The following is a 16991-nucleotide window of genomic DNA, read 5'->3' on the forward strand; positions in this document are numbered from 1 at the left end:
TAACAGTGGCAAAGCCTTGCTTACCCTGCGGCAGCTTCCTGCTCTTCTTCCATCGCGATTTCGATCGCAACCTCTTGCGCAACCTCAACCGCAACCACAGAAGCGGTTGGCATAACGGCGGTGTAGCTGCCGGTTTCATCCACGGGCGCCGCAGGACGACGGGTGGTGCGGTATCCTGCATACAGACCCAATGCGGCAAGCGGAATCACCAGATAAATGAAGTATCCGCGAGGTCCGATGGCATCCATCATCCAACCGGTGATCAACGGCCCTGCAATGGCACCAACGCCATTCACAAACACCAGGCCACCTGAGGCCGCTGCCATATCTTCATACTCAAGGAAGTCATTGGCGTGCGCAATCAGCATGGAATAGAGCGGATTTGAAAAACCACCAATGAAGAGCGCAGCTACAAGCAGCATCTGGTAGTTGTCCCCAGCCCAAAAGCCCATCATTGCACCAGCCGCTCCAATCGCCGCCACAAACATGATCAGAATCCGGCGATCCAACCGGTCACTCATCCAACCCAACGGATACTGAAACACTGTTGCGCCGACATAAAAAGCCGCCACAAACAACGACAGTTCACTCAAGTTCAAACCAGCGCGGGTCGCAAACACCGCGGACATCCCAAACTGAGCTGAAAACACGCCGCCAAGTAGGAACATGCCGACCACACCAAGAGGAGAGTTGTTGAACAGCTCCTTCAGGCTCATGGGTTTGGTCGTGTCAAACGCGGGAGTCGGCGACACCGACAGCAAAATGGGGGCAAATGAAATCGAAACCAACACCGAGGGGATCACAAACAACAGGAACCCTGTGGCGTCCGGAATGGTCAGCATGCCCTGCGCGGCCACAATGCCAAACATCTGCACCATCATGTAAATCGACAGCGCTTTGCCGCGTGTGTCATTGGTCGCCGCATTATTGAGCCAGCTTTCCGCCGTCACATACACGCCGGAGAAACACAGCCCCATCAACGTACGACCAGCGATCCAGGCCACCGGATGCTCCAGCGTCGGATACAGGATCAACACAGCGGAGATCATCGAGGCCATCGCTGCAAAGACCCGCACATGTCCAACACGACGGATCAATTCCGGCGTCATGCGACTACCGCCCAGAAAACCAACAAAATAGGCCGACATCACCATCGACATTTCAAAGGTTGAGAATCCGGCCGCCTCGCCGCGAATACCCAGCAACGTGCCGTGCATGCCGTTGCCCACCATCAGCAACAGCATTCCCAGCAACAGCGGCCATGCGCCTTTAACAAACTGACCCATTGAACGATCCTCAATACGACTCTTTTACAGATGAGCCGATATGCAAAACACAACCAATGCCATCGCACTCAATCGCGACAGCGTCAGGTCGTTTTACGGCATCGTCGTAGAAAAGTGACTAGGGGACCAACAGAGACGCATCACCATAAGAGAAGAACCGGTAGCCTTCCTTCACCGCATGATCATAAATCATACGGACCTCGTCTTGCCCCATCAAGGCACTCACCAGCATCATCAATGTGGATTTTGGCAGATGAAAGTTGGTCATCAGCGCATCCGCCACATTGAACGTGAACCCAGGATAAATGAAAATATCCGTGTTGCCTTCCCACGGCCCAACCACGCCACTCTCCCGCGCTGCACTTTCAATCAGCCGCAGCGCTGTGGTGCCAACCGGGATCACCCTGCCACCTGCCGCCTTGGTTGCGGCGATCTCTCTTGCCGCTGCGTCGGTCACACGCCCCCATTCGGCGTGCATTTTGTGCTCTTTCACGTTGTCGACTTTCACCGGCAAGAACGTTCCAGCCCCCACATGCAGAGTCACATGTGTAAATTGCACACCTTTGGCTTTTAGCGCTGAGAGCAGTGCATCATCAAAGTGCAGCGAGGCCGTGGGCGCTGCAACAGCGCCGGAATGTTTGGCCCACACGGTCTGATAGTCGGTCTTGTCTTTTTCATCCGCCGCGCGTTTGGCGGCAATGTAGGGTGGCAACGGCATATTGCCCGCCGCCTCCAGCGCCGCATCAAAATCGTCGCCCTCAAGGTCAAACTGCACCAGCCCCTGCCCGTCCTCTTTAGACAGCAAGCGCCCCCTCAGCCCGGCAGCAAAGACAATCTCTTCGCCTTCGCGAATTTTGCGCAAAGGTTTGATCAATGCCGCCCAAGCCCCGCCTGCGCGCGGTTCCAACAACGTCACGTCCATACGCGATTGGGTTTCGCCCTCTGGCCCTTGGCGCACGCGATAGCCAGAAAGCCGCGCCGGAATCACTTTGGTGTCATTGAGCACCAGCCGGTCGCCCGGCTGCAACAGATCCACCAGATCCGTGACAACCCCATCGGTGATGTCGCCGCCTTTGGCCACCAAAAGGCGCGCGGAACTGCGTGGCTCGGCAGGCCGGGTCGCAATCAAAGATTCAGGGAGGTCAAAATCAAAATCAGAAAGCTGCATCAGAGATCGCGCCGTTAGTTACTCAGGTCCGGAGGTGGACGGCGGAAAATCTCTCTAAAGAAGCCCGGCGTCAAGGCCGAGAGTGGGTTTACCGAGATCTCCGGCTGCTTTGCTGGGCCACGCAGGGTGTAATTGAACCCGATCAGCCCTTCACCCCGCCGCGCAAAAGGCCGCCCGATCACGTTCACCGCGTAAATTGGAGATACCGTTCCCTGGAAGTTGAACCATTCCTGCGCAAAGCCGTAGGTCCCGTTGGCAGACAGCCCCATTGAAGGCCCCGCGGCGCTGCTCTCTCCAATCACCAACCGATCCGGCGTCAAGCGGAAGCGGGCAAACACATCTGTAAACAAGATCCCCGGCCCGGCCAACTGTTCCACCAATCCCACCACGCTAATCGCATTTAACAACTCCGCAACCAACGGCATTTGCTGAACTTTGACGTCTTTCATCTCCAGCACACCGTCATATTCGCCTTTGGAAGCGCGAGGCACCATCGACAGGGTCATCGCCCCTTTACTGGCAGACTTCACCACGCCCATGCGCTGGGCAATCTGCCCGCCATTGTTGGACGTCACCCGCAACTGTGTGCCGTTCTGATGCGGCGCCAAAGTGCCATACACCAAAGGGCCACCTTTGAAGTTCCCACTAAAACTGCCATTCAAGCCGCCCTTAAAGCCAAGCTCTGCTTTCACTGGCCCCAGCCGGATATTATCCGTAACAACCACCTCGTCCACATTGGCGGTGATTGGCCCAATACCCGCTGCACCGCCGCGACCGCTGCTCTTGCTGCTGTCCGGCATATGCCGCATATCCAAACGCCCGCTGGTCATCACCACAGCCGGCGGCGCTTTACCACGCCCAAGCATTCTTCCAGTGCCGCTCAACCAACGGCCCACCGTAAAACTGTCCATCTGCGCGACACCAAGACCACCACCTTCTGCAATCGAAATGCGACCCTTGGCCCGCAGCCCTGGAGCCTCAAACACAATCCGGTCGATGGACGGCGACTTGCCTAAGGACATGTCCACTTCAAGATTGCCCTCGGCCTTGGCCTCTTTTCGCCACCCCAGAGGCGGCGACGACATACGCATGCCTACCAAATCAGACCACAAGCGTAACTTGGGCGCTTCGTCGCGAACAATGTCAATTTCATAGGACACTTGCCCAACCTCAGACACCGTGCCCTTGGGCAACCCGACTTCAAACTCATCCAACGCCGCAGCACTCAACTCTGCCGTCCCGCTGAGCCAACTCCGCCCGGCATTTTCCTTGCCGCCAAACATGTGCCACTTCGCGGTGACCGGAATGTCCTCGACAAACCCATCTCCCCAAACGTCCACCCGCTCCGGTGTGGCCCCAACTTGCAATGCGCCCCGCATTTCTTTGCCCGGTAGAAAATGTGTGCTGCGCACATCACTGAGGTCACCCCAAACATCATAGACCACCTCTTCGATGGGCAGCTTGTCCTTGAGCACCAATTCCACAATGCCAGCCAGGTTTGCCTGCCCGGAGGCAAAATCCACAGGCAGCTTGGCCTTGGTGAACAACTCAAGCGGCTTGCGATCCAGAAGCGACAACACCGCCTCCACCGGTCCCCGCGCTTGAGCGTGCACCACAGCAGGCGATTTTTTCACCCGCGTGTCCAAGATCACCATATTGGTGCCCGCCACATCAATGCGGCCCCCTTGGTCCGCTTCAACGTAGCCTGCCTCCGCAGTGATGTGCAGCTTGTGATCCTTCAACACCCCAAACCCGATCCCATCACGGACCGGAGGCATGGTTTTTACCGGCTTAATGTCGACATCGCGGAATTGGAAATTCACGTATACATCCGGCAGTTCCGCGCCTTTTGACCGCACCGCCAGATCAATATCATGTAGAGTTGCTTTATAGATGTTCAGGTCGATCCACTTGCGCAGCTTGTGTTTGAAGCTTTTTGGCCACAGCGCAAGCACGCTTGCCGGCTCCACCTCGTCCATATGCCCGTTGAGGGCATAAGCCCAGTTTTCGCCTTCAGTTGTCAGACTACCATCCAGTACAATCTGATTGCCGTTCTGGCGCACCACCAATTGCCCCAGATCCAACTCAAACGGATCAAGCTTCAGCCGGAAGTCCGCAAAAGACCGTTCCAGTGCCACGGGATCATCGTCCAGATTACGTGGATTGGCGCGAAACTCGTTCAACGTTAGCTGTACCAAAAACTCTTCCGGCAAGCCTTGCGACAAAGACCCGATAAACGCTTCCCCATGGGCGTTAACTCGCACCATATCACTGCTCAGTGACAGCTCATCAAACCGGATAGCCCCCCGATTTGGGTCATAGGTCAAATAGCTGCGCATGCTTTCGAATGGCACCGGACGCACTGCCCTATCCGGCTGCAACACACCGTCCGCAATCTGCAACGTTGCATTCACATTGCCAAGGTTGCCATCACTGTCGATGCTGGCCCTGAGCGCCCCGGAAATGGGCGCGCGCAAAATCTGCAACCAACTCAATGCGGCGGATTGTGAGGCAATATCTTCGCTGGGAAGATCTTCAAAATTCACCCCAAATTCCGTGGACCGCGTCCCAAACCGCGTGATCAGCGATGCCTCAATTGTACTGGCGTAGCTGCGGCCGCCCAACAACGTCATTTGTGACGCCAGTTCCACCACTTCATCCGTGCGCCGCAATGTGATGTGCCCACCATCCACGGTCCAGGCCTGACGCGCGCGGCGGTCTTCAAATCGGATGGTGACATCCTCGATCTGAAACAAGTCAAGGTAAGCCAACAACGGCGCCTGCAAATAGCCTTCGATCTGGTCACCAAATGTGGTGATATCCGTGTCGGTCTGAAACGGGCCACCTCCCTGGCCGATCGAGATTTGCACTCGGCCGTCTTCCTGACGCACCACCAGCAAAGTCACGCCGGACACCTGCACATCGCGCAATGCAATCTGTCGATCCAGAAGCGGTTCAAAAGCCAGCCGAGCCCGGACCGTTTCCAGCCGCACCGGCGTCCCGCCCTGCTCCGGCGACACCTGAACTCCTTGCAATTCAATGCTTGGATCCCAGTCATCTTCGACCACCAGTGCCATGCGCTCAATAGACACATCAACACCGTCAAGTTGTTGATTAAGAGCCGTTTGCACCCGATCGTGCAGCCAGTCCGGTGCCTCAAGCGGCTTGCCGCTGAGCGCAAATCCTACCACGGCCAAAATCACCACAGGCACTATCAAACTGAACAACGCAATCACGCCAAACCTGCGCGCACGACGTGGTCGGCGTGAGGGGGGGGCCTCTGTGATCTCCGCCTCCGAATGCACCACCATCTTGCTGTCTTTTGCAGATTCGGTGGTTTCGGATGTGGTGGCTGGACCCTCAGACGCGGAGTTATGATCGCCGTTCTCTGTCAGGGTTGATGCCTCTGTGTGTTCTGTTATTCCGGTGCTCGTGGACAAAACTATACCTGCAAGAGACGCCCGACCCAAGACCGGATCACCGCTTTGGCAACATCGGGCCGCATAGGAGCAATTTGATGATTGAGACCAACCAGCCTGCCCCCGATTTTATCTTGCCGTCCACTGCTGGCGACGACGTCACCTTGTCGGCCCTGCAACCCGCACCTGTGGCCCTGTTTTTCTACCCGCGTGACAACACATCGGGCTGCACCAAAGAGGCGATCGCGTTTTCCCATTTGCTTGAAGAGTTTGCCACAGCTGGCGTAAAAGTCTTTGGCATTTCCAAAGACACCATGAAAAGCCACGACAAGTTTGTTGAAAAGCAAAACCTGACCGTGCCCCTGTTGTCTGATGAAAACGGCTCCGTTTGTGAAGACTACGGCGTCTGGACCGAGAAAAAGATGTACGGCAAAACCTTTATGGGCATTGTGCGGTCCACCGTGTTGATTGATGCAAATGGCAACATCGCCCGCACATGGCCCAAAGTGAAGGTCGACGGTCACGCGGAAGAGGTTTTGGCCGCCGCGAAAGCGCTCTCATGACACAGTCTCTTGCAGAAATGGCGGTCGAGGTGCTCACCACCGCAGACGGCCGCGCCAAAACCACAATTTCCAAACAACACGCCGACGCGTGGTTTGCTGCCCGTGAAGCGGGTGCTCCGTTGCCCATCGGCACCGCTAATCCACCGCTGCAACCGGCGCGTCCGGCGCAGCCGGAACTGCTGAACCCACGTGACGTGCCCCGACGCAAACCCGGTAGCCCGCAAGGCCGCATCGCGATGTTGCACGCTGTCGCCCATATTGAACTCAATGCGGTTGACCTACACTGGGACATCATCGCCCGCTTCACGGACGTCGAGATGCCACTTGGGTTTTATGACGACTGGGTGAAGTCCGCGGCCGAAGAATCCAACCATTTCAATCTAATCTGCGATAGCCTTGAAGCAAAAGACAGCTTCTACGGAGCGCTTCCCGCCCACGCTGGCATGTGGCGCGCGGCTGAAGACACCAGTGACGATTTAATGGGCCGCCTCGCTGTGGTACCGATGGTGCTGGAGGCGCGCGGGCTGGACGTTACCCCCGGCATGATCCGCATTTTTGAAAATGCCAAAGACGAACAAACACTGGAAGCCTTGCGGATCATTTATGCCGAAGAAGTTGGCCACGTTGCCTACGGATCCAAATGGTTTAATTTTCTCTGCGGCCGTCACGCGCTTGATCCCAAAGCCACCTTCCATGGCCTTGTGCAAAAATACTTCCACGGCGCCCTAAAGCCGCCATTCAACGAAGAGAAGCGGGCTGACGCCGGTTTGCCACCTGATTTCTACTGGCCGCTTTCAGACGAAGAGCCCCCCGCATACGCCCGCTAAAGATCGGCAACAAACCGCCCATCCCCGCGCAACACCTGCGCCGTATTGCCGAAACAAGTCAAAAACCTTGCCGGACATGGCGCAGACCGCTAAACCCTTGCCTCAAGGCGTCTGAAAAAGACGTTGGGGACAATGGGATGCGCCGGGGATGGCGCTCTCTGGGATGGGACTAAACAAGGAATACTTCCGTGAGAACACGACTCGCGATCCGTGTGCACGCGATCCTGGAACGCTTCTTTCCGGAACGCAGGCTCTTTCTTCGGTCGGACACAGACACCCGCTTCATTCGCCTGAAGCCAAGCACGCAACTCATTGCCTTTGTGGGATCTTCCGCAATTGTCGCTTGGGCGATTATTGCCACGGCAATCCTGTTGATGGACAGTATTGGCTCCGGCAACTTCCGTGAACAGGCCAAGCGTGATCAACTCACCTATGAGCAGCGTCTCAACGATCTGTCTTCAGAACGTGACACCCGCACCGAGGAAGCCCTCGCCGCGCAGTCTCGTTTCAACTCCGCTCTGACACAGATTTCAGACATGCAGTCCGAATTGCTTGCCTCTGAAATCCGCCGCAAGGAGTTGGAAACCGGTATTGAGGTCATTCAATCCACCCTGCGCCGCACCATACAGGAACGTGAGGCGGCCCGCGACGAAGTTGTGGCCCGTGATCAAGCCCAAGCGGAAACCCAGACGGCCCTCATCGGCTCGTCACCACTGGGCAACGACATGCTAGATGTGCTGTCCACCGCGTTGAATGAAACGGCAGCTGAACGCGATGAGGTTGTTGCCGACGCTCAACTGGCACTGCGGGCAGCCGAGGAAATGGAGCGCGAGCTGCTCCTGATGGAAGAGAAAAACGACAAGATCTTCCGCCAGCTCGAAGACGCCATGACCGTATCTGTTGAACCATTGACCAAAATGTTCACCGCCGCAGGCCTGGACACCAAAAACCTGATGGACGAGGTCCGTCGCGGCTACCAAGGTCAAGGTGGGCCAATGATGCCCCTCAGCTTTTCCACCAAAGGCGTCGAGATTTCCGCAGAGACTCTGCGCGCCAACCGCCTGCTTGAGCAGCTGGATCAGTTGAACGTCTACCGTATCGCCGCGGAAACCGTGCCTTTTGACAACCCAATCAAATCCGCCTTCCGCTACACCTCTGGCTACGGCATGCGCTGGGGACGGATGCACAAAGGCACCGATTTTGCCGCCCGCTACGGCACCCCCATCTACGCCACAGCAGACGGAGTGGTCACCCACGCAGGCTGGCTGTCCGGCTATGGGCGCCTCGTAAAGATCAAGCATGATCACGGAATTGAAACCCGTTACGCGCACCAAGCGAAAATCCGCGTAAAAGTCGGCCAAAGAGTCTCGCGTGGCGACCATATTGGTGATATGGGCAATTCTGGACGCTCGACCGGCACGCATTTGCACTACGAAGTGCGCGTCAATGGTCGCGCAGTGAACCCGATGACATTTATCAAGGCTGGAAGAGATGTTTTCTAAGAGCAAGATCAACGACCCCGCACCAACACCAAACACTCCGGCCAAGCCAGCGGCCGCTGAGACCTCTGCGATCCCGGCCGCACCGGCCAAGGCGAGCGAATTCAAAAGCGCGTCGGCTCCCAAAGCCAAGCCACCTGCCTCCGTGCTGTCTACTGACCTGCACGTCACTGGCAACATGAAAACCACCGGTGACATTCAGGTCGAGGGCACCGTGGAAGGCGACATTCGCGCCCATCTGCTGACCGTTGGCGAAACTGCCACCATCAAAGGTGAAATCATTGCAGATGATGTGGTCATCAACGGCCGCATCGTGGGCCGTGTACGTGGTTTGAAAGTGCGCCTGACCTCCACAGCCCGCGTGGAAGGTGACATCATCCATAAAACCATTGCGATCGAAAGCGGCGCCCACTTCGAAGGCTCTGTGCAACGTCAGGACGATCCACTCACCGTTGGCAAAGCAGCAGCTCCACGCGCTGCGGCAGCTACCGCAGCAGCCCCGGCGGCGGCACCAGCAGCGGGCAAGCCCGCCAAATAAGCGGCATAAACGCCACAGAGACAGTCAACCGCTGCGCCCTGCGCGGCGGTTTTTCTTTGCGCAACCCACTGAAACCACACAAAAACCCAGACCACACACAAGCGCTTGCCTGTCCGCCCCGACAAGTCACTCTGCGCCAATTCCCATTTTTCCCCCCTAGGCAGAGCCATGTTCGCTTTCTAGGCTTCCCAAAGGTATATTTGGGAGTGATAAAATGTTTCAGAAACTCGGCGCAGAATTCATCGGCACCTTCTGGTTGGTGCTTGGCGGCTGCGGCAGCGCTGTACTTGCCGCAGGTGTGGCAGACGTTGGTATTGGCTGGCTTGGTGTCAGCTTGGCTTTTGGTCTCACGGTCATGACCATGGCGTATGCCGTCGGTCATATTTCTGGCGGACATTTCAATCCTGCCGTTAGCCTGGGCCTGATGATTGGAGGCCGCTTTGAAGCCAAAGACCTGATCCCTTACTGGGTTGCGCAGGTGGCTGGCGCCATTGCCGCTGCTGTTGTGCTCTACCTCATTGTCTCCGGCGCACCGGAGTTTGCTGGCCCCGGCGGGTTTGCTTCCAACGGCTACGGCGCAGCATCGCCACAGGGCTACTCCATGATGTCGGCTTTGATCATTGAGGTCGTGCTCACAGCAGCTTTCCTGTTCATCATCCTTGGCTCCACGTCCTCAGGCGCGCCTGCGGGCTTTGCCCCCATCGCAATTGGCTTAGGCCTGACCCTAATCCACCTGATCTCCATTCCGGTCACTAACACTTCGGTGAACCCCGCCCGCTCCACTGGTGTGGCTCTCTTTGCAGATGGTCCTGCGCTGTCTCAACTTTGGTTGTTCTGGGTGGCACCTTTGCTTGGTGCCGCAATTGGTGGCATCTTGTGGAAGACCCTCGGGTCTGAAGAGTAAAACCTGCTTGAACTCTGCGAGGGCGCACAGCCCTCGCAATGCGTGCCAGTTGACATGGAATCGGTGATCCAAAGCCTTTGTACCAACTCAGGAGACACGTTATGAAACTAAAATTTCTCGCACTTTTCGCCACAACTTTCTGCGCAACCAGCGCAACTGCAGAAGACCTGTACTTCCTGCTAACAAATGAATCCAGCGCAGCAGTAACAGCCTTCCACGTCAGCACCTCTTCTTCCGAAAACTGGGAAGAAAACCTCATCGACGGTGGCTATCTCGACTCCGGCTATGAAATCAATGTTCGGATAGCAGACGGCCAAACCACCTGTGTCTACGATGTCCTTGCTGAGTTTGCCGATGGTGCAACGTTGGAAGACTACAATCTCGACCTCTGTGAAATGGGCAGCTACACCTTCTCAGATTGACCTCATTAGCCCAGTTTACAACACGTTGTAATGATCCAACGCAGGCTCAAACACCTTAGGCCCCTGCAGAGCGAACTTCTCAAACTCTTCAGTGGCCTTCTGAATCCTGTCACACCGAAACGTGCGTGGCGCATCTCGCAAATGGTCCCACGCCAGCACATACCATACCGGTGAACACAACAGCAGGTAATGCGGCGCAATCGTGCGCTTTGACTTGGTCCCGTCCTCACGCACGTAGTCAATCTCGACAAGCTTCTGATTGAGAAACGCCTGATGCAGAGTTTGTACCACCCGTGGCTTGGGCTTCCCCATCGAGGTTTGCACCGGCAAAGACGCCTGCTCCGCAATCAGAATCCGTTTCTTGATACCTTCTACCGCGCGGCGTTTTTCCCTGGAAAACGACGCAATCAATTGCCGACGGATCGACCCCATCTGCGCCAAAAACAGCGGTGAGTTCATCTGTTCCGCCACAGCCAGGCTGATCAACAGATCCACACTTTCGGCATAGGACAGGTTGAGCCGCCCTACCCCCCAATTCACATCCATGCGCACACCACCGCCACGACCACGCTCTGCCTCAATTGGCAGGCCCTGTGCCCGCATGATCTCGAGATCGCGCGCAATGGTGCGCCGGCTCACCCCGTGCGTCTGGGCCAAATCCTCCACCGTGCACGGCTCTTCGCCTTTCAACTGCGCTGCGATTTGATCCAACCGCATCATCCGGGTCTGCGCGTCTGCACGGGTACGTTTCTGTGTCATGCAACAAATAGGACATAAAACGGCGTATTATTCAATATCCCATGCCTGTCACTAATACAGGAGACTGACATGACCCCGATCACCGTTCTGGCCCCAATCAAACTTGCGCCCAACAAGAGTGAGACCGACCTACTCGCGGCTTCCGCCAAATTCCAGTCAGACTTTGTTGCCAACGAGCCGGGCGTGTTGCGCCGCGAACTGGTGCGCGCGGAGGATGGCACCTATCTGGACATCGTTCAATTCCGCAGCGAGGCGGACATGGCCGACGTCATGGAGAAAGAGATGCAATCCCCGGTCTGTGCAGAGTTTTTCTCCGTAATGGACCTCACCGATTTTGACCCTGACGCCCCCATGGACACCTACGTCTCTTTGGAAACCCACGCAGCCTAAGTCAGTTGAACACCAGCGTGCGCACCGGCAACAAGATCGCCTGCGCCCGCATCAGGATGGCATTGGCGATGCCCATGCCATCCACAATCGACGTGGTAAGCCTTGCAAACCCAGTGATTTCACCGGAGGCCATCTCCAAGCCGCGGTTGGAATAGGCCATGCCGACACAGGTGCTGCCTGGCGGAATGTCATCTGTATGCGATTCATACACAGGTTCCAGGAACACCAGAACAGAGCCTTTGCGCTGCCGCTCCAGAGCATCCTGCAACGCATCCCCAGGTCGAAACTGACCTGCGGCCACCACACGCTGACGCTCAGAAATCACCATAGGAATGACTTCCAAAGGTTTGGCCGCACAGGTGATTTCCACCAACATGCCATCTTTCAGTACAGGCGTCGCAATTTGTTTAAACGTCGCAATGAACCGCCCTTGCCCTGTCACATCCGGCACCAAAATCCCTGCCGGTCGCAGGATAGGGTTCACCAAATCTCCCGGTTTCAACAGAAACTGCGTGACGGCCCCATCCACTTCGGCTGTCACCGTGGACAGGCGTATTTCTGTGAGCGCCTCCGCCAGCATGGCCTCTGCACTGGCTTTCTGTGCTGGCAAGATTTCCGCCACCCGTGCTTCAATTCCGCGCAATACCGCCTGAGACCCGTCATAGACCCCTTCCGCCTGAATCACCGCAGAGGTCAATCGCTGCAACTCCTGATCACTGACCACAGAATCGTTGCGCCGCGCCACTTCTTGTCGCCGTGTCAAATCATCCTGCGCCTGCAAAAACACCGCCTCTGCCGATAAGACCTGTGCCTCTGCTGCGGCAATATCCGCGGTGCCGGCACCCAATGTCGCCTCGACTTCGGAAATCCGCCGCCGCGCTGTTTCCGCCGACGCTTCCTGTCTGCTGGTATCAAGACGGAAAATTGCATCCCCGGCTTTCACTTGATCATTGTTGCTCACATAGACTTCGGCCACCCGCCCTGCCCGCTCGGACAAAATCGACACCGTCCGAAATGGCGCCGACACGCTGGTTGCGGCAGGGTGGAAATGAAAAATCACCGTGATCAGCGCAATCGCCAGAACCGCACATGAGGTCAGCCCCCAGCGCAGCTCATACCACACATTAAACAATGTGATCTCATGGCCAATGCGCTTGCCTTGCTTGAAACGGCGATAGAGATAATCCGGTAAAATGGTGATCAGCGCAGAAAAAATCAGCTCAAGCATCGGCTGTCTCCTCGGTGCTTGGCGCGGGCTCTTCCTCAATGGGTGCTCTAAACGCCGGGAACACCTCATGCAGCGGCACCGCCGCAATCAAAATGGCCGCAATCCAAAACGCGTTGTTCATTGTGAACAGCGACACCAGCCCCAACATGCTCACCAGTTGCATCTGCACCTTATGTGCGCCTGTGGCCATGCGGTCCGGAATGGATTGAATGGTGAAATAGAGCGTACCAAACCCAATCAACACAGCCACAAGAACAACGCCCACAGCCCACATAAACCCGTCGGTCTGCCCCGGTCCCGTGACCCAAAACGGCAACACCGCCAGCGCTTCTTCAGACAACGTGCTCTGCATGCCACTTTTCCCGCCTTTGACACTCTTTTTCCAGTAACGCAAAAAAGAGAAACAAAATCAACGCGACAGACTGTTCAGTGGAGTTATTGTCCCAACATCCATTCGCCTTGTGGCCAAAACGCATGAAAGGCAAAAGCAAACATCACATCATGGGGCACGTCCTTGCCGCCTGCATCCTTCACGCGAATAGTGCCCACATCTTTGCTTTTGCCAATGTTGGCTCCGTCCAGCGCCGAGGCTTGTCCTTCCTGCCAGGAGATGGTCACGCCTTCTTCAGACACCACGCCTTCCTCCGCCAGCCGCGTCAACGGCCAAGCCCGCTCCCCGACACGCACCACCCGCACCAACGGCGGCACCCCATGTGGCGGGTTCTCTCCGCTGTACAAGAACGGCCGCGCAGAGCTGTCATAACCGACATAGGGATTGCGTCCGTAATCACGGTTGAAAGACGGCTCTGCCATCACCAGCCCGTTCGGGTGGCGGGTCTTAAACTGCCCCCAACTTTCCATCCACGTCGGCAAGGCCTTAAGTTTTACTCCGGTCATCTCGCCTACAATTCCGGTGCCGATTGCCTGCTGCCACCAGCTTTGGGTTTCGCGGTCGTACATCACCATGTCACTGTTGCGCAGCTTGCCGGACACGCCAAAACTCAACACTTGCCCATCCACAAATCGATCAAACGTGATCGCCGAATTGCACAGCGGGCAAAACGTCACTGCAATTGGGGTGGTGCCCACCGTGTCATTCACAATCTCATGCCAGGTCAAATAACGGATTGGATAAGCCCGCGGCAGCTCTCCTGCGATTTCCACAGTCACCACTGGCTCACGATCCCCAATCCGGCTTTCGTCACCCACCCGAATAAACTGCGGATCACTGATCGCAGGGATCCCGTCTTTGGGTGGCCCGCCACTCAATATCTCCACCCAGTTTTTCACACTGTGTTTGGAAAAATCCGTCTCCGGCCATTCATGTTTCCAAAAGCTTGGATCGGCTGAAGCACCACTTGCAAAAACCGCGACTACAGCGGCAACCATCCAGTGTTTCAATTGCCTTACACTCATACTCAAAACCTCCCGCGTCTCCTTTTAGGCTGCGCCGAAACTCCGCTCCATTCCAGCCCTCACACGCAGATGTGACAGCCCTTTACCAATCCTCAATCCCTCTGCCGCATAGCTAGGTCCGCAGCATTTGCCTCAAAAAAGGAAAATTAAAGTTGTTAGAAGAACAACCCTCTGCCGCTGACCTGGATCTCATTGCCGAGTTTGAACCGCGTTTTGAGATGTTAGACGCCAACAGCCTTGTGGCGCTTGCTGAAAACGCCCCTCTGGGTGACGGCGGCGTACATGCCTCCAATCTGCTCGCTCAGGCGCTTGAGAAAGACCCGCATAACCATGCGGCGCATCTCCTGAAAGAGCAATTGCATCAAATGTTTGTGCCGCGCTGGCACTTCCCTATGTTGGCTGACACCGTCCGCAACCAAGCCTATGCCAAGGCCATTGCTGCCAAGGTCCAGCCGGGCGACATTGTGCTCGACATCGGCTGCGGCGCCGGCCTCACCGCCATGCTGGCCGCCCGCGCGGGCGCCAAACACGTCTATGCCATCGAAGGCCAGCCGCTGATTGCCACAGCTGCCAAACAGGTGATCGCCGACAATGGTTTAAGCGACAAAATCACCGTCCTGTCAAAATGGTCCCACGAGCTGGTCATCGGCGAAGACCTGCCAGACCGCGCCGACGTTGTTGTCTCCGAAATTGTCGACAGCAATCTGCTGGGCGAAGGTGCCCTGGCTACGCTGACCCACGCCATGGAACACCTCGCCAAACCCAACGCCCGTGCGGTGCCCGAAAGCGGCACACTCAAAGCGCAGCTGGTGGAAAGCGCCGCGCTACGTAATCAATACCGCCCACTGGAAGCCGAAGGTTTTGACCTCTCTGCCTTCCACAAGTTTGCCAATGTGGCACAGGTCACTCCCAACGACTCCGCCGCCTGCGGCCTACGTCCTTTGGGCCCAACCAGCGACCTGTTCCACTTTGACTTTACCCGTCCAGATATGTCCCACGGCAAAACCACGCTGCCGCTTTTCTGCACCACCATGGGCACTGCCCACGCGGTTGTGGTCAGCTTTGACATGGTGCTGGCACCGGGCATTTCAGTCTCCAACGACTTAAACACCGACGGCCATTGGGGCCGTTTTTCTTACTTGCTGGAGCAATCCACACCAGTTTCGGTGGGCTCTCAGGTCACCATCACCGCGCAGCACGACGCCACCAAACTCAGCGTGTCTATCCACGACACGACCCCAGCAGAACGCCCAATCATCTGGCAGCGTGGCGTGAACAGCCGCAGCACCTTCGCCCCCGTGCCCGAAGCCACGACGTCGTGGTTTGTACCAGACACGCAGGAGACACCCTCCTCCGAGCGTCCGGTGCACTAAAGCACGCACACGAAATCAAAAATAAAAGGCCCACCGCAATCCCTGCGATGGGCCTTTTTTACGTCCATCACGCCAAAGGCGCGATGCAGATCACTCAGTCACAGTGACTTTTTTCATCAGATCGGGCTGGCCAATCACGGCGCCGTTTTGGCCTTTGCCCAGCTTGATCGCATCAACAATGTCCATGCCCTCGGTCACGTGACCAACAACAGTGTACTGACCATTCAGATGTGGCGCTGGAGCAAACATGATAAAGAACTGGCTGTTGGCGGAATTTGGGTTCTGGCTGCGCGCCATCCCAATCACACCCCGATCAAAACTCTTGTCGGAAAACTCCGCAGGCAAATCCGGACGGTCAGAACCACCACGGCCTGCCATGCGCATGTCTTCGCCAAGTTTGCCAAACTTCACATCACCCGTTTGTGCCATAAAGCCGTCGATCACGCGGTGGAACACCACGCCATCATACTGACCTTCAGCTGCCAAAGCGGTGATCTGCTCAACATGCTTGGGGGCCACATCTTCAAACAGGTCGATGGTAATGATGCCATTGGCCTCACCTTCAACCTCGATCTGAATACCGGTGGCCAGCGCAGGGCTGGCCATCACGGCAAAAGCGGCAGCAAACTTAAGCATCGACATCTGCGGCCACCTTGACGCTGATCATGCGATCTGGGTTTGCTGGTGGCTCACCTTTCACAATTGCATCCACGTGGTCCATGCCCTCAATGACACGGCCATAAACGGTGTACTGGCCGTTCAGGAAGTGGTTGTCTTTGAAGTTGATGAAGAACTGGCTGTTCGCTGAGTCTGGCATCTGGCTGCGGGCTGCACCCAATGTACCACGATCGTGAGGCAGTTTGGAGAATTCCGCTTTCAGATCTGGCAACTCAGAGCCACCGGTGCCTGCGCTGCGCAGGTTGAAATCTTTTTCCATATTGCCGTTGGCCACGTCGCCAGTTTGCGCCATGAAACCGTCGATCACGCGGTGGAAGCACACGTTGTCGTACTGACCAGAGCGCGCCAGCTCTTTCATACGTTCCGCATGACCCGGTGCCACGTCTGGCAACAGCTCAATAACAACCGTACCACCGGTCAGCTCCATCAGGATTGTGTTCTCAGGATCTTTGATCTCAGCCATGTCGGCGCTCCTCAATGTAAATTCTTGCCCCGTAGTTAAACATCCCGTCGGCGAATGC

The 16991-nt window shown here is 56.5% G+C and carries 17 protein-coding genes; 8 read left to right on the forward strand and 9 right to left on the reverse strand.

The window, feature by feature from the left end; all coding sequences use genetic code 11:
• Positions 1-20: 20 nt before the first annotated feature.
• From QOL67_RS05590 to QOL67_RS05600, 3 genes are all read right to left on the reverse strand, one after another.
• Positions 21-1286, reverse strand: coding sequence for an MFS transporter (locus QOL67_RS05590; RefSeq protein WP_283424986.1), 1266 nt, complete (start codon positions 1284-1286; stop codon positions 21-23).
• Positions 1287-1404: 118 nt separating this feature from the next.
• Positions 1405-2454, reverse strand: coding sequence for a tRNA preQ1(34) S-adenosylmethionine ribosyltransferase-isomerase QueA (gene queA / locus QOL67_RS05595; protein ID WP_283424987.1), 1050 nt, complete (start codon positions 2452-2454; stop codon positions 1405-1407).
• 14 nt (positions 2455-2468) lie between these two features.
• Positions 2469-5894, reverse strand: coding sequence for an AsmA family protein (locus QOL67_RS05600; RefSeq protein WP_283424988.1), 3426 nt, complete (start codon positions 5892-5894; stop codon positions 2469-2471).
• A 77-nt stretch (positions 5895-5971) separates the two neighbouring features.
• Between QOL67_RS05600 and QOL67_RS05605 the strand changes: the two genes are divergently transcribed.
• The 6 genes from QOL67_RS05605 to QOL67_RS05630 all read left to right on the forward strand — a co-directional run bounded on the left by QOL67_RS05605 (position 5972) and on the right by QOL67_RS05630 (position 10626).
• On the forward strand, positions 5972-6436 hold the full coding sequence (locus QOL67_RS05605) for a peroxiredoxin (RefSeq protein ID WP_283424989.1): 465 nt from the start codon (positions 5972-5974) through the stop codon (positions 6434-6436).
• The gene (locus tag QOL67_RS05610; protein ID WP_283424990.1) at positions 6433-7263 is read left to right on the forward strand and encodes a ferritin-like domain-containing protein; all 831 of its coding nucleotides are present in this window, start codon (positions 6433-6435) and stop codon (positions 7261-7263) included. Before QOL67_RS05605 ends, QOL67_RS05610 begins: the two co-directional genes overlap by 4 nt.
• 188 nt (positions 7264-7451) lie before the next feature.
• Positions 7452-8765 carry a M23 family metallopeptidase gene (locus QOL67_RS05615; RefSeq protein WP_283424991.1) on the forward strand — a complete coding sequence of 438 codons (1314 nt, stop codon included), beginning with the start codon at positions 7452-7454 and terminating at the stop codon, positions 8763-8765.
• A complete protein-coding gene (locus tag QOL67_RS05620; protein WP_283424992.1) occupies positions 8755-9300 on the forward strand; it encodes a bactofilin family protein in 546 nt (181 codons plus the stop codon). The genes QOL67_RS05615 and QOL67_RS05620 overlap by 11 nt, the downstream gene beginning before the upstream one ends.
• 214 nt (positions 9301-9514) lie before the next feature.
• Positions 9515-10204 carry an aquaporin Z gene (gene aqpZ / locus QOL67_RS05625; protein WP_283424993.1) on the forward strand — a complete coding sequence of 230 codons (690 nt, stop codon included), beginning with the start codon at positions 9515-9517 and terminating at the stop codon, positions 10202-10204.
• A 101-nt stretch (positions 10205-10305) separates the two neighbouring features.
• Positions 10306-10626, forward strand: a complete 321-nt coding sequence (locus tag QOL67_RS05630; RefSeq protein WP_283424994.1) for a hypothetical protein — start codon at positions 10306-10308, stop codon at positions 10624-10626.
• 15 nt (positions 10627-10641) lie between these two features.
• Here QOL67_RS05630 and QOL67_RS05635 read toward each other — a convergent pair whose 3' ends face one another.
• The gene (locus tag QOL67_RS05635) at positions 10642-11385 is read right to left on the reverse strand and encodes a helix-turn-helix transcriptional regulator (RefSeq protein WP_283424995.1); all 744 of its coding nucleotides are present in this window, start codon (positions 11383-11385) and stop codon (positions 10642-10644) included.
• A 69-nt stretch (positions 11386-11454) separates the two neighbouring features.
• On the opposite strand from QOL67_RS05635, the gene QOL67_RS05640 reads away from it, so the two are divergent.
• Positions 11455-11775, forward strand: a complete 321-nt coding sequence (locus QOL67_RS05640) for an antibiotic biosynthesis monooxygenase (protein WP_283424996.1) — start codon at positions 11455-11457, stop codon at positions 11773-11775.
• Between the two features lies 1 nt (position 11776).
• On the opposite strand, the gene QOL67_RS05645 is transcribed toward QOL67_RS05640, so the two are convergent.
• The 3 genes from QOL67_RS05645 to QOL67_RS05655 form a co-directional block, all read right to left on the reverse strand.
• A complete protein-coding gene (locus tag QOL67_RS05645; protein ID WP_283424997.1) occupies positions 11777-13003 on the reverse strand; it encodes an HlyD family secretion protein in 1227 nt (408 codons plus the stop codon).
• Entirely contained in the window at positions 12996-13355 is a 360-nt protein-coding gene (locus QOL67_RS05650) for a hypothetical protein (protein WP_283424998.1), read from the reverse strand. The genes QOL67_RS05645 and QOL67_RS05650 overlap by 8 nt, the downstream gene beginning before the upstream one ends.
• A gap of 83 nt (positions 13356-13438) precedes the next feature.
• Entirely contained in the window at positions 13439-14419 is a 981-nt protein-coding gene (locus QOL67_RS05655) for a DUF3179 domain-containing protein (RefSeq protein WP_283424999.1), read from the reverse strand.
• Between the two features lie 218 nt (positions 14420-14637).
• Here QOL67_RS05655 and QOL67_RS05660 point away from each other — a divergent pair, with 218 nt between their 5' ends.
• Entirely contained in the window at positions 14638-15792 is a 1155-nt protein-coding gene (locus QOL67_RS05660) for a class I SAM-dependent methyltransferase (RefSeq protein WP_283425460.1), read from the forward strand.
• 90 nt (positions 15793-15882) lie between these two features.
• Here the strand turns inward: QOL67_RS05660 and QOL67_RS05665 are convergent, their stop codons facing one another.
• A complete protein-coding gene (locus QOL67_RS05665) occupies positions 15883-16428 on the reverse strand; it encodes a peptidylprolyl isomerase (protein WP_283425461.1) in 546 nt (181 codons plus the stop codon).
• Positions 16421-16933, reverse strand: a complete 513-nt coding sequence (locus QOL67_RS05670) for a peptidylprolyl isomerase (RefSeq protein ID WP_283425000.1) — start codon at positions 16931-16933, stop codon at positions 16421-16423. Before QOL67_RS05670 ends, QOL67_RS05665 begins: the two co-directional genes overlap by 8 nt.
• Positions 16934-16991: the final 58 nt, after the last annotated feature.

The sequence above is a fragment of the Shimia sagamensis genome, from assembly GCF_900182745.1.
GTDB classification, from domain to species: Bacteria; Pseudomonadota; Alphaproteobacteria; order Rhodobacterales; family Rhodobacteraceae; genus Shimia; species Shimia sagamensis.